Genomic DNA, 13,872 nt, shown 5'->3' with positions numbered 1-13,872 from the left:
TTAGATGTTGTATTTCATTATCTTAGCTTATTTATCGTGATCAGGGAACCCTACTGCTATTCTTTAACCGACCCCAACATAGCACCTTTCACGAAGTGCTTTTGCAGAAGCGGATAAACGATAAGAATCGGCAAGGTCGCGACTAACACGATGCCCGCTTTCATCATTTCCGGCGTAAACTGCGTGCTCAGCTGAAAATCGCTCATGCCGGTATTGGCGCCATTGTCTACGATGAGGTTACGCAGAAGAACCTGGAGCGGATATAACTCGCGTGAACGAATATAGATCGTTGCCGAGAAATAGGAATTCCATTGGCTGACGGTATGAAATAAGGTGATGGTAGCCAGTACAGGCATGGATAACGGCATCACGATTCGGGCGTAAATGCGCGACTCCCCGCACCCGTCCATTTTCGCAGCTTCAAACAATTCCCCGGGTACTCCTTGGAAAAAGGTCCGGATGATGAGAACATAGAAAGCACTCATCGCCCCGGGAATCATGAGTGACCACAGGGAATTCATCATGCCTAGCTGCTTAACCAGTAAGTAACTGGGGATCAAGGGTACAGGAAAAACAAACGTAATGACGATAAGTTTCAAAATGATTTTCCGCCCCGGCATCATAGGCCTTGTAAGTGTGTAGGCCAGAAGCGAACAAAGGAGCAGCGTCACAAGCGTTCCGACGACCGTAATATAAATACTTACGCCCATCGCCTGCCATATGTCATCTAAGACAAAAATAGATTGATAGACATCCAACTGCATGCCTTTGGGCCAAAGCCCTACCAATTTGGCATTCGCATATTCCGGAAGGCTTAGCGACACGGCCAATAAATGAATTAAGGGCGCAATCATGCTCAAACTGGCTGCAGTCAAGATCACGACATTTACAACTGAAAACCATTGAAAGGAACGAGAAATTCTCAGGTCAATCCCCTCCTGTTGTCTAGTAAACACTTTCTCCTGTTGTTTTCTTGCTGAGTGTATTAACGAAAGTTAACAGAATCAAACCGATGACGGATTTAAACAAACCGATTGCGGTGGAATAACTGTATTGACTGTCCAGCAAGCCGACTCTATAAATAAATGTATCGAATACTTCTCCGACATCTCGTACAAGCGGGTTAAGGAACATAAGCATTTGTTCAATGTTAGCATCCAGTAAATTCCCTACGCGGAGCAGCAGCAGAACAATGATGGCCGGCATAAGCGATGGCAGCGTAATCGACCATATTTGGCGAAGCCGGCTGGCTCCATCCACGGTAGCGGCTTCATACAAACTCGGATTGATTCCGGCTAGTGCGGCCAAATAGATAATGGTCCCCCAGCCGATCTCTTTCCAAATGCTAATGGATATAATCGTTCCCAGGAACGTTGTGGAATTCCCTAGAAAATCAAAGGGGCCAAGACCAATGTGCGACAGCATTTGGTTCATCCAGCCTTTAGCGTCAAGCAAATTGGAGAAAATACCGCCTACAATAACCCAGGATAGGAAATGCGGCAAATATAGCATCGTCTGTAGCGGACGTTTCAACCACATCACCCGCAGCTCATTCAACAATAAGGCCAGTATTAAAGGTGCCGGGAAACCGAATGCGATGGAGTAAAGCCCCAACTTCAAGGAGTTACGCATAATAATCCAGAAATCGTCATATCGGAACAGCGTAAGAAAATGATCCAAGCCGACCCATTTGCTGTGCAAAAAGCCTAGAAATAAGTTGTAATTCTGAAAAGCAATGACGTTGCCAACGAGCGGGATATATTTGAAAGTAAAAAAGTAGGTTAAACCGGGGATGGCCATAAGTATAAGCACCCAGGATTCTTTGAGACGGAACTGTGCAAACAGAGCGGTTCCCCCCTTATCTCTTATGAATTCGAATTGAATGGGTGGATCGAGCAGTACGAGCTTGAAGTCGGACGATGACTCGATCCACGCTTGGCCTGCGCCCGTTTACTTACTATTAAATTTGTTATACCACTCTGTTGCTTCTTTAATTGCTGCATCGCCGCCGCGCTTCTTCCACTCGGCCACAAAATTATCAAACGCTGAATCCAGCGGTTCGCGTCCCGTCAGCACTTTAGCGAACATGTCCAAGAAAAGCGTACCTTGGGCAGCGCCAATATTTAATTCCGGATGACTAGCGAGCGACTCCAGTCGAGGCATGTATTTAGCCTCATTCGGAATTAAGCTCTCTTTGGACGTGGCATATCCCTTTGTAATTTTGTCGGATTCCGGCAGCGCTTTAAGCACTAGCGGGGCTGCGAATCCGATCTCACGAGGGTTGAGAGAAACCTGATACATTTGGAAGGCATTCTTCTCAACGTTGACCGGCTGATTAATATCGTATTTAATTTGACCGTTTTCTTCCGTATAGTTCTGTCCCTTGATGCCATAAGCGAAAAATTGATCGGCTTCCGGACTGCTGTAAGCCCACTCCAAATATTTAATGATGTTCTCCGGATTTTTGGCTTTGGCCGGGATCACCCATACGAAATAAATCTCATCCGATTGCAGGGCCATTCCTTTATCACCACGAGGGCCTTGTGGAGGAGCAATCATGCTGACGGAGGCGCCCGGTTGGTTCAGGAACGTTTTTTGCGCATTATCCTTACCATACCCAGCTAAGTATTGGTAAACGGCTGCGCCCCAAACCCCAACTTCCCCTTTGGCAATCGAAGCATTCTGTTCATCTTCTTTTTTCACAAACAGATTGGGATTGATGTAGCCTTTGTCATATAGCTGCTTATAGAAAGCGATCGCTTCCTTCATTCGAGGATCGATGATATCTGGCGTGAGCTGTCCGTTCTTGAGGCTCCATTTGTTCGTATGAACGCCGAAGGCAGGCGTGAAAATGTCCGTCCAGATAATATTGTTGAACATCCCTAAACCATACTCATCATTGGGATCGCCATTCCCGTTCATATCTTCTTTCTTAACCGCCTCGAAGAAGGCCAAGTACTCCTCAAGCGTCTTAGGAGCGTCCATTTTCAGTTTATCCAGCCAATCCTGGCGAATGAAAATGGAACGGTCCGCCGGTACTCCGCGTGTAACAGGGATACCGTAAATTTTACCGTCCTTGGAAATTCGCGGGCTTTTCCAGAACTCTTCAGGTATTTTCTTCTTTAGGGTAGGCGCATATTTATCGATGAGGGGACCGAGTTCGAGAAATACACCTTGATCGACAGCACCGCTGTGAATGGTCGATACGATGCTGTCCGTCCGGATCAAATCGGCAAGATCGCCGGATGCGAAGCGAAGCGATAGCTGCTGGGCATAATCACTATGCCCCAAGAAGTCATACTTCACATTGAAGCCGGATAACCGGTTCAGTTCTTTCTTGTAAATATCGTCTTCTTTGGCTTGCTTGGCATAAGCAAATTCGGAATGCGACAAAAGGATATGAATAGGCTCAGAAGCGGATGAACTTGAAGTGGAAGTTGCTGTCGGTTCATTGGCAGAATTCCCGCATCCAGCTAGCATGACAACAGACATCAAAGCGCCGAGCATGGTGATAGCGCTATGCTTACGGAAGATACGGGAGTTTTGTGAAATTGCTTTCAAATCTTTCAACGGAAGTAGCCCCTCTCTATAACGTTATTATCATAGGCCCATGATAGTCTCCATTATATTGGCACTTCCCGTAAATTCACATGTGTTTTTCGTCAAAAATATGTGTTTATTCAAATAGCGTGACGTACATACAAATAGCCGCAATGTACGCAGCCTTGGATGAGAGTCCGAATGGAAACAGGGAGCAGTTCATGGTGAACGGCTCCCTGCATCGTATTAATCGTCCATTGCGCGTTATTCTTTGACCGCTCCGATTGTCAAACCTTGTACGATATAGCGTTGGAAAAAAGGATACGCTACAACGATTGGCCCTGTAGCCAATACGACCAGCGCCATTCTCGACGTTTCCTGAGGCATATTCTGTAGAATTGTCGTACTGATGGAAGAATTCGAAGCGTTCTGCACGATGAATTGCATGCTTGTCTCAATTCGCATCAGCATCGATTGAAGCGGTACGAGTTCGGGATCTTCAATATAAAGCAATGCATGAAACCAGTCATTCCAGTAAGCGAGTGTCGTGAATAAAGCGATCGTCGCAAGCCCCGGCATAGACAACGGCAGCACAAGCCGGCTTAGCATCTGAAATTCGCCCGCTCCGTCGATTTTGCCCGATTCGATAATCGCTCCAGGCACCATTGTGCTGAAATAGGTGCGCATAATTAAAATGTTGAAGGCGTTGACCGCCATCGGCCAAATCAGCGCCCAGACGGTGTTTTGCAAATGAAGCAGCTGCGTAACGACGATAAACGTCGGGACCATGCCGCCATTGAACAGCAGCGTGAAAACGGCGAAAAAGCTGAAAAAACGGCGATAAGCAAAGTTGCTGCGGCTTATCGCGTAAGCATAAAGCGTGGTCATCGCCACGCCGATCAGCGTACCTGTGACGGTAACGAAGATCGTAACGCCATAAGACCGAAGCAGCGCTTCGCCTGTTTGGATAATATAGCGGTATGCTTCTAAACTCCACTTGTCCGGCCAAATCCGATAGCCGTCGCGAGCCAACGTGAGCTCATCCGAGAAGGAAAGAATGATGACGAAAAGGAAGGGGAACACGCAAGCAATGGCAACTATAGCAGCCAATACATGCAATAAAATATTAACCCCTGGCGATACTTGATGAACGCTGCGGATGTTCATCGGCTTCGAATTCATACGATCTCCTCCTCCCTAGAACAACGCGTTGTCTTTGTTCAACTTGCGGACGACGTTATTGGACAACAAGACAAGCACAAAACCAACAACCGACTGGTAGAATCCAGCCGCCGTGCTCATACCGATTTCGCCCGTAGTTTTCAAACCTCTATAAACGAATGTGTCGATAACGTTCGTCGTTGAATACAACAAACCGGAATTTCGCGGTACTTGATAAAACAACCCGAAATCGGCGTAAAATATTTTTCCGACGGCCAGCAGCGTTAAAATCGTCATCAGTGTGGAAAGCTGCGGGAGCGTAATATGAAGAATTTGCTTCCATTTCCCGGCCCCGTCAATCATGGCCGCTTCGTACAATGAACGATCAATCCCCATAATGGCAGCCAAATACATCACACTGTTATATCCGACAAATTTCCATAAATAAATGATAATGAATAGATACGGCCAGTATTTCGGTTCGTTATACCAGTATATGGGTTCCAACCCTAACCATCTCATAAGCTGATTCAGCAAGCCTTTGCTAGAGCTCAGAAAACTGAAAACGAAGTAGCTAACGATAATCCAGGATAAAAAATAAGGCATGAGCATCGCCGTTTGATACGTCCTGGACAGTCGTCTGCTCGTTAGCTCGACCAGACAGATCGCGAGCGTAACGGCGGCAACAAGACCGAGGACGATAAAAGCGAAATTGTACAAAATTGTGTTACGCGTAATCATCCAGGCATCGTTAGTCTGAAACAAAAACTTGAAATTATCGAAGCCCACCCACTTGCTGTTCAAGATGCTGGCAAAAAAACCGTTTGAATCATAGCGGTATTCCTTGAACGCGATAACCGTTCCGATCATCGGCAAATAAGAAAACAGAATAAACCAAACGGCAGCGGGAAGCACCATGAGAAGCAGGGCCTTGTTGCGATTCAGCTGCTTAAACCATCTCGACGACATGATAAGACCTCCTCTGCAAAAGCAGAAAGGGCCGGAAGTTTGCTTTCGACCCTTCACGCTTGATGCTTATTTTCTGGCTTTCCATGCGTTAATCTGCTTTTGCGCTTCGGCGATAATCTTGTCCAATCCCACCGCCTTGAACTTCTCAATCGCCTTCGGTAAGTACTCCTCGGGATCAACCGTTCCCGTCATAAGCGGATACCAGAATTCTTCTTTAACGTTGGTTACTGCCGCAAGCTCGGTCGCTACATTCGTGGTATCGAAGTTGAATCCAAGCATCGGCGACGGCTTGCCCGCTGCATTAAACGTCTTAAACTCATCCCACTTGTTGTCAGGGTCACCCGGATTTAAGTAGGTCAGCATCACATTGCCTAGCGAAAATGTCGGCATGTCGTAGTTTTTCGCATCCGGCAAGTTTTCCATTTTGTTGTCGCCGACTTTCTTGTAATGCACGCCTTCGATTCCGGAATCGACCATATTGCGCAACACCGGATCGGTATTCAACAGATTCAGGAACGCCATCGCCTTTTCCGGATGCTTGGAATTCGCGGAGATGGCCTGCATGGAGCCCATTACCGACCAGTTGTAAATGACCGATTGGCCGGTAGGTGTGGATACGACCGGATAGCCGTAGGCCGTCGTCCATAGGTTGTCGGCAAACGGCATCATGGTTGAGCGGTTAACGAACCACTTGCCCGACTTGATTTTATCGTCCAACGCTGTTGTCGTCGCCACTTCCGGCGAGATGTAGCCGGCCTTGTAATAGTTGCGCATGGTCATTAGCTCTTGCTTTAATTCAGGCGTTTCAAAAATGTTGACGACCTTGAGCTCCGTGGAGTCCAGCTTGACCGCCATTGGAAAGTTGGTAATCAAATAGTCGTACGGAACGAGCGGGACAAAGGATTTATCCATCAATAGCGGAACAGTATCCGGCTTTTTTTCTTTGATTGTCTTTAATAGCGGTTCCAGGCTAGCGAGCGTCGTTGCCGACTTGATATCAAGTTTGTAGTCGTCGGCGAGGTTTTTGTTGAATTTCCATACTTCCTGCGCCGGCAGCTCTTTGTTCGCCGGAACGCCGTAGTTATGGCCATCGACCTTTGAGCCTTCGAGGAAGGCGGGATTCAGCGTCTTTACAATGCCTTGACCGTGCGTTTTGAGCAAATCGTCAATTTTGTAGAATGCCCCTTTTCTGGCATTTTGCACATAGTCAAATGCCCAAGAGGAGGTAAACAAAATGTCCATCGTCGTTCCCGAAGCGGTTAGCACCTTCATTTTCTCCGAATAATCTCCCCAGTCGATTTGGGTCATTTTCACAGTAACGCCTATTTTGGGGGCTGTATACTTGCTCACTTCCTCCATCACTCTGTTGATGTCCTTCTGCGGCGTGCCGATCGTGTACCAAATCAACTCAACCGGTTGCTCCTTCGTCATCTCCGGCGAAGAAGGAGAGCTCTCCTTCTTCACCTTGCTGCATGCGCCAAGCACAAGCGCGCAGATCGTCAGCACGACAAGCGAGAGAGCAAGAAATTTTTGTTTTATACCCATAACTACCCCTCCAATTCAATTGTAAGCTTGCTTTGTTGTAGCAGGTCTAAGTTAACATTAACGAATGTAAGGGCTTTCTTCTAGAAAAGAAACTAAACCAATCCTGTCCAAATTAAACAAAAAACCTCTTCAAGGAAGAGGATTTAACATGGCTTTGAACTCAGCGGGAGTGACGCCGACATATTTTTTGAACTGTTTATAGAAGTAGCTCGGTTCCCAGTATCCAACTTGCCTGGAAACCTCATTAATTTTGCAAGACGAATTGGCAAGCAGAGCTTTTGCCTTATCGATCCGAATTTTGTTCAGATATCCGGTGAATGCTTCATTCGTTTCTTGTTGAAATAAACGGCCGAGATAGACGGGATGAATGTGGTATTTGTAACCGAGCAGCTTGAGAGATAACTCTTCCGCATAGTGGGTTTCCAAATATTTGAGCACCTGATGGATGATGGGGCTTCCTTCCTCAATCGTCAGATCGTCGGCGTACATCTGAGCCGACGTTTTCACGAAGGCAAGCAGTTCATTTAAATCCGATGCTCGGGCCGCTTTGGCGACAAGCTCTTTATGAGACTTAACGGTGAATTGCCCGGCATGCTTGAATTTCTGCGTTTCGAGCTTCATCCTCATCATCGCTTCAATCGCCATGCCGCGTAGGATTTCCGGCGTAATGCCAGGCATCGTCTGCAAGCGGCGAAAGTCGATTTCGATTCGTTCGTACAGCTCCTCCATTTCTTTGGCCAGCAGCAATGCGCCATATTCGGCCCAATCGATTTCGCTCGTTGGCGCGTCACCCTCTCGCGCCGCAAGCAATTCGAACTGCGCGATCTCCGATTTAGCCAGCAAAATTAAAAATTCCTGCGCTTTTTTGGCGTTCTCGTAGCTATGTCGCTCCCCCCCGCCCGTTCGTTCGACGGAGCCGAGTGATAGGCCGCATTGTCCTGGCGGCAGCGCATCTTTAACATTGGACATGCACCGGATCGCCCGCTGCCTGCACGCCTCAGGGGTTGCGCCCAAAAACGCAAATACGAAATCGCCGTCCATATCCCGAAAGGGGATCACATAGTCATCTTCATTGGCTTGCCGCTTCATCTCTCCGTACAGATGCTCATGTCCGTGATGACGGACAATTCCCGCCATCACATAATCCACTTTCAGATTTATGCCCAGCAGCTTGGTCCGTTCATCCAGCTGCTCTGCATTGATTCGGTTCGTCATCCAACGGAACAGCACATTATCCCGCAAAATATCAATCTCCTCATCCGAATAGTCCGATGACTGTCGGCCGGCGTTCAGCTTCTCAACCGTATTACTCAACGTGCTATACAACTCCTCGAAGTGGATCGGCTTGAGCAAGTAGTTTTCGATCCCGAGCATCATGCCTTCCTTCAAATAGTTGAATTCATCATATCCGCTCAAAATAATAACTTTCAGTTCAGGACGGATTTGGCGCGCGCAGCGGATCAGATCCAGGCCGTTCATTACCGGCATAGAAATATCCGTAATCAAAATATCCGCCGGAACCAGCCTCAATTGATCCAACGCTTGCCGGCCATTATCAGCCGTGCCGCATAGTTCAAGACCGAAATCGTCCCAATTTACGCCATTGCTCAAACCTTCTACAATCAAAGGCTCATCGTCAACCAGAAAGACGCGGTACATCCGTCTCCTCGCTCCTCTCTATCGCCGGAAACCGCACCGTAATGCACGTGCCGGCTCCCGGCTCACTGTCGATGGTCAGTCCGTATTGCTTACCGTACATCAGCTGCAGCTTCTCGTTAACGCTGCGAATGCCGAAGGAGCCGGTCTTCGACTCATCTTCCGGCATGCGAAGCCGCTGACGGATCTGCTGTAGTTTCTCTCTGTCGATCCCTCTGCCATTATCCTTGATCACAATTCTCAGTTCATCCTCATAACGGTCCGCGGATATGGAAATCGTGTTATCGCGCCGATCCGGCCATAAGCCGTGTACAATATAGTTCTCAATGAGAGGCTGCAGCGACATGCCGGCTACGATCAATTGTCTGACCGCCTGATCCGCGTGAATCTCGTACTGGAACTTGTCTCGGTAACGAATGCGAAACAGCTCCAAATATTTGCGGCAATGCTCCAATTCCTCCTGAAGTCTTACGACATCCATCGATTTAACGAAGCTTTTGAACAAGCCGGCCAAATTGTAGATCATATCGCTAATATCATGAGCTCCGAGCGACACGGCGCGCATGCGGATGACTTCCAGCGTATTGTACAAAAAATGCGGATGGACTCTCGCTTGCAGCGCTTTAAGCTCGTTTTGCTTTTGAAGAATTTCTGCTTTGTACACGCGGTCGATATGTCTCGCCAGTTTGTCCATCATGTCGTTAAAGCCGCGGGAAATTTGCCCCAGTTCGTCCTCCTTATTATCCTGTATGCGCACGCTCATATCGCCGGTTTCGACTCTCCGCATCGAACGGGTAATGCGATGGATCCGCTTGGCAAATTTAATGACGAAAGCGGAAGGAATAAAGGTCAGCAACACGCACAGGATGCCTAGTAGGACAATCAGATTAACCAGCTCACGTGTCGAAGAGGCCAACTCGGCTTTCGACGTTACGTTGACGACGATGTAGTCCGAATTCGCGGAATGAAGCGTTGATACGTAAACTTCCGGATCCAGACTTCCTGTGCCGGTAGACGACACAAACTCATTCGCATAAGGAAACGGCTTCCCGTAGAATTGACCGGATGAATCGAATAGGACCGTTCCGTCCGGCGTCAGCACGAGGAAGTAACCCTTGGCCGAATCGTTATAGCTGGATAGAGCACGGCTGATCGCATCGGAGTTGAAATAAACATGCAGCTCTCCGACCAATTTGTACGTCGCCATATCGTTGATGGCGCTTTCAACGGCGAACAGCCGGGAATTCGATTGTCCGATTGCTTGGCGAACCCATTCATTGGACGCCGATATGCCATTGCTCGGCAAGCTCATCGCATCCGGCACGAACGACCTCCCTTTATTCGTCTCAATGAGCTTAGACCAGTTATTCTGATAATACACGAACAGAAATTCCTTCTCGGAGCTGTAGAGGATGATATTTTCTATGTCTGGATCGTCCTTTAACCTGTCCTTGAAAAAATCCAGGCCCTGGGAGGAACCATTGGTACTGCTCGAAAATTGATCGAGACGGTAAGCGATATAATCTTCGTATGAATATTTCAACAAGTAGCTGACGGTAGCCGCAAGTTGCTGGTTGCGATAGACGTTTCCCAGCATAATCTGCACCGATTCTTTTTTACGCTGGATGTAATGATCGATGCTCTTCATGATGTTAACCTGATCGTTCAATTTATTTTTCATTTCGACCCGTTTAATGTAGTAGTAAGAAAAGCAGACTAGCAAAACAATTGTCACAACCGAAATGAAAGCATAAAGAAAAATAATGATAGCGAACCCGTTGTTGCGGATATCATTGCTGTATTTGCACATCTTCCTCCCCCCCTCATAACGTGAATGCGTTCCTTTGTCGAGCTTGCGCAGCACCTCCTAATTCCAATATTAACCGAATAATATCGTTGATTAAATACTACATAAGGATTGCTTTTTGCTTAAATACGATAGAATGTTGTGTTTGACCAGTAATTGTATGGTTTGAACGCTTTATGTAAGGGCTTACATTCATTATTTTAATAGTAACCCGCAAGGGCATCAATTTGACCAGAAAGGGAGGGGACATTGTCATTCAAGGTACAAAAACAAATGGGAGGTAAATTGAATGGAACAAATTTCAGCAATAACCAAAATGGCGAAGTTGTGGCTTTCTACTGCAGTTTTATCCATGTTGGCACTTCTAGTAATTCCCTTGGCCTCAGCAAATGGTTATATCGAACCGACAAAAGGCTCTCATCAGCCCTATGCGCATGGTTATACAGCCGATGAAGTGTTGAAGTGGACTGCCGAATCCGACCCTTATGCCAAATATTTGCGGTCGCGCGTCCCGCTAGCGACAAGAATACCGGCCTTCGCGGCAACGCAGGCCAAGCCCTCGCTGAGCAGCGTGCCCAACATGTACACACTAGCCGGCGACTATGAATCCGTAAAAGCTTTAGGCTCTTTCAAAACCAACAATATTTATGCCAGGTATCTAATGAATTTCTGGCAGTACACCGATACGTATTCCGCCTGGCACGGTCTCCCAAGCTACGGTACGCCGATAAAAAATGACGGCTTCGCCACAAAATATGCCGTATTAAACCTGCCCAATCCGGGGTACACAGATGCAGCGCATCGAAATGGCGTATTGAGCATGGGCTGCTTTTTTACGCCAAGAGATCAGCAATCGCTCGATCAGTGGTTAGTACAGCGGAAGGACGGCTCGTTTCCTATCGCTGACAAGATGATTGAAATGGCGCAATACTTCGGCTATGACGGGTATTTCTTCAATCAGGAAGAAGGAGCTTCCCAGGCTACAGCAAATAAATTTAAGCAATTTCTAACCTATTTGAACGAGCGTGCGCCCGCGAACTTCCATGTTCAAATATATGACGCTCTCAGAAACGACGGCGAATTGCAATATCAGAATGCATTCAATCAAAATAATGATCAATGGCTGCTTTACGAGAACAAACGGGTTGCCGACAGCATGTTCCTTAATTACTGGTGGAACAGTCCCGGACTTACGAATTCAAGTTCATACGCAAAGTCACTCGGTTTAAACCCGCTTACCGACGTTGCGGCAGGCTTAGAGGCCGGGCTATATCAATATGAACCATTCTTCGATCCGAGTCATCTTCTGAATCCCGACGGGACAATGAAAACCGGAATAGCGCAGCTTGGAAGCGATTTTGTATGGTCCCTTTTTAAAGGCAAAGACGACCCCGCTCAGCAGGAGGAGGTTTACAAAAGGGAAAGAATCTGGTGGTCGGGACCGAATCAGGATCCGACTAACACCGGACGGAACAATACGTACAGGAAATGGGACGGGATCGCACACTATATCGCCGAACGTTCGGTTATCGGATCCTATCCCTTTGTGACAAGGTTTAATACAGGTCATGGCAAACAGTTTTTTGTCAACGGCGAGTTAGCTAGCACAAAAGAGTGGAACAACGCCAGCATACAGGACATTTTGCCTACCTGGCAGTGGTGGATGACCAGTTCGGGTACGAAGCTGGCACCTTCGTTCGACTACAACGATGCTTATGACGGAGGCTCTTCCCTTAAAATCACGGGCAAACTGAAACAACCGAATGACCTGAGGCTTTTCAAAACGAAGCTCAACGTAACAAACGGCGTTAACCTTTCCATTACCTACAAAACCAGATTGGCCAATACCGCAACAAAACTGAAAGTCGGATTATTATTTGAGGACGATCCGAGCGGCTTTACTTACCTGGATGTAGGAAACAGCGCCACGGCAGGCTGGGAAACGAAAACCTTCGATCTTTCAACGTATGCGGGCAAAACAATCGCTGTGATCGGTCTCAGATTTGACGGAACGTCCAGTTCCAATTATTCGATCAATATCGGCGAGCTCGCGCTTAAGGATGCAGCGCCGACCGCTCCTGCGGCTCCGAGTGGATTCGGCATCGACAAAACATACATCGCGACAAACACCGCAGAGTTATATTTATCATGGGACTTCAAATCATCCGACGTCTGGTATTATAATATCAACCGCGTGAAGCCGGACGGTTCAAGGGAACTGCTGGGCAGAATGTACGATGAAGTTTATTATGTTAAAGAGTTGAACAGAATCAGTAATGAGCAATCGTCGACCCTCGAGCTGACAGCCGTCGGTTTCAGCGGCGCTGAAAGCGCGCCTGCAACGACAACGTTATCGTGGACGAGCCGTTCAACGCCGGAAGCCCCATCCGGTCTTCAGGCAACCGCGTCAGGAAACGAACAAATCAATGTTACGTGGAATGCATCTGCAGGAGCGACGGGCTATGACCTTCTGGTTGACAATACGTTGGTCAGCGATGTAATCAATCCTTACTCCCATTCAGGGTTAGCTTCGGGTACCCATACGTACAGTGTAAGGGCAAAAAATGATGCGGGCGTAAGCGAGTGGAGCGTGCCTGTAAGCGCAACGGTCCAGAGATAGTTAACGTAAGTCAAATGAGCCTGCTAAATGCGGAAGAAAAGCAGCGGTACAGATACCCGCTGCTTTCTTTTGATTTAATTCGCTGGAATATCTAGCTCTTTACGTAATTCTTTCACTGTTTTTGCTGACTGACTTTTACTTAGATAGGCTTGTTGTTCTTTTTCATACTTAGCAATCTTTTTCTCAAGCTCTTCAGCTCTCTTCATATATTGACGATCTTTGGTCTCTTCGGCCATGAATTTTAGTTCACTTACCGAATCTTTCATACTGGCTATGTAACTTCGAAGTTGATTTGCGAATTGATCCTCACTATCGGGATCAACAATTTTCTCTTCTTTTGCTACTTCTTTACCTAAATTCTTCAGTTCTTTACCAGCTTTAACGGTAGCCTCAATTTCTTCTGGTGTTTGATTCGGCATCTCGTTTAATTGCTTTTTCTTTGATTCAAATGCTGACTTCAAGTCACTCAATTTCTTCATGTGGTCTACGTCCCCGAAAGCTGCTCCGGCGGTTATTAGAGTGCTTCCAAGTATAGCTGCAGCGATCACGATAACCGTTAATTTGCTTTTCATTT

The 13,872-nt window shown here is 47.2% G+C and carries 10 protein-coding genes; 1 reads left to right on the top strand and 9 read right to left on the bottom strand.

What is annotated here, in order from left to right; all coding sequences use genetic code 11:
* Nucleotides 1-56 precede the first annotated feature (56 nt).
* The 8 genes from PUT07_RS09100 to PUT07_RS09065 form a co-directional block, all read right to left on the bottom strand.
* On the bottom strand, nt 57-956 hold the full coding sequence (locus tag PUT07_RS09100) for a carbohydrate ABC transporter permease (RefSeq protein ID WP_274467640.1): 900 nt from the start codon (nt 954-956) through the stop codon (nt 57-59).
* Nucleotides 946-1,800: an ABC transporter permease gene (locus PUT07_RS09095; RefSeq protein WP_274467639.1), complete on the bottom strand. Its 855-nt coding sequence runs from the start codon at nt 1,798-1,800 to the stop codon at nt 946-948. Before PUT07_RS09095 ends, PUT07_RS09100 begins: the two co-directional genes overlap by 11 nt.
* A gap of 150 nt (nt 1,801-1,950) precedes the next feature.
* Nucleotides 1,951-3,570, bottom strand: coding sequence for an extracellular solute-binding protein (locus PUT07_RS09090; RefSeq protein ID WP_274467638.1), 1,620 nt, complete (start codon nt 3,568-3,570; stop codon nt 1,951-1,953).
* A gap of 234 nt (nt 3,571-3,804) precedes the next feature.
* Complete coding sequence (locus PUT07_RS09085) at nt 3,805-4,722, bottom strand: carbohydrate ABC transporter permease (protein WP_274467637.1); 918 nt, start codon at nt 4,720-4,722, stop codon at nt 3,805-3,807.
* Nucleotides 4,723-4,737: 15 nt separating this feature from the next.
* Nucleotides 4,738-5,670 carry an ABC transporter permease gene (locus PUT07_RS09080; RefSeq protein ID WP_274467636.1) on the bottom strand — a complete coding sequence of 311 codons (933 nt, stop codon included), beginning with the start codon at nt 5,668-5,670 and terminating at the stop codon, nt 4,738-4,740.
* A 66-nt stretch (nt 5,671-5,736) separates the two neighbouring features.
* Nucleotides 5,737-7,215: an ABC transporter substrate-binding protein gene (locus PUT07_RS09075; protein ID WP_274467635.1), complete on the bottom strand. Its 1,479-nt coding sequence runs from the start codon at nt 7,213-7,215 to the stop codon at nt 5,737-5,739.
* Nucleotides 7,216-7,344: 129 nt separating this feature from the next.
* Entirely contained in the window at nt 7,345-8,874 is a 1,530-nt protein-coding gene (locus PUT07_RS09070; RefSeq protein WP_274467634.1) for a response regulator transcription factor, read from the bottom strand.
* Complete coding sequence (locus PUT07_RS09065) at nt 8,852-10,681, bottom strand: sensor histidine kinase (protein ID WP_274467633.1); 1,830 nt, start codon at nt 10,679-10,681, stop codon at nt 8,852-8,854. Before PUT07_RS09065 ends, PUT07_RS09070 begins: the two co-directional genes overlap by 23 nt.
* Before the next feature lie 286 nt (nt 10,682-10,967).
* Between PUT07_RS09065 and PUT07_RS09060 the strand changes: the two genes are divergently transcribed.
* Nucleotides 10,968-13,298 carry an endo-beta-N-acetylglucosaminidase gene (locus PUT07_RS09060; protein WP_274467632.1) on the top strand — a complete coding sequence of 777 codons (2,331 nt, stop codon included), beginning with the start codon at nt 10,968-10,970 and terminating at the stop codon, nt 13,296-13,298.
* Nucleotides 13,299-13,372: 74 nt separating this feature from the next.
* Here the strand turns inward: PUT07_RS09060 and PUT07_RS09055 are convergent, their stop codons facing one another.
* Nucleotides 13,373-13,870 (bottom strand): hypothetical protein, encoded by a 498-nt coding sequence (locus tag PUT07_RS09055; RefSeq protein ID WP_274467631.1) that lies wholly within the window; start codon nt 13,868-13,870, stop codon nt 13,373-13,375.
* Nucleotides 13,871-13,872 lie beyond the last annotated feature (2 nt).

The sequence above is a fragment of the Paenibacillus sp. MAHUQ-63 genome (genome assembly GCF_028765165.1).
GTDB lineage: Bacteria > Bacillota > Bacilli > Paenibacillales > NBRC-103111 > Paenibacillus_E.
This window is presented reverse-complemented; position numbering and strand designations above follow the sequence as displayed.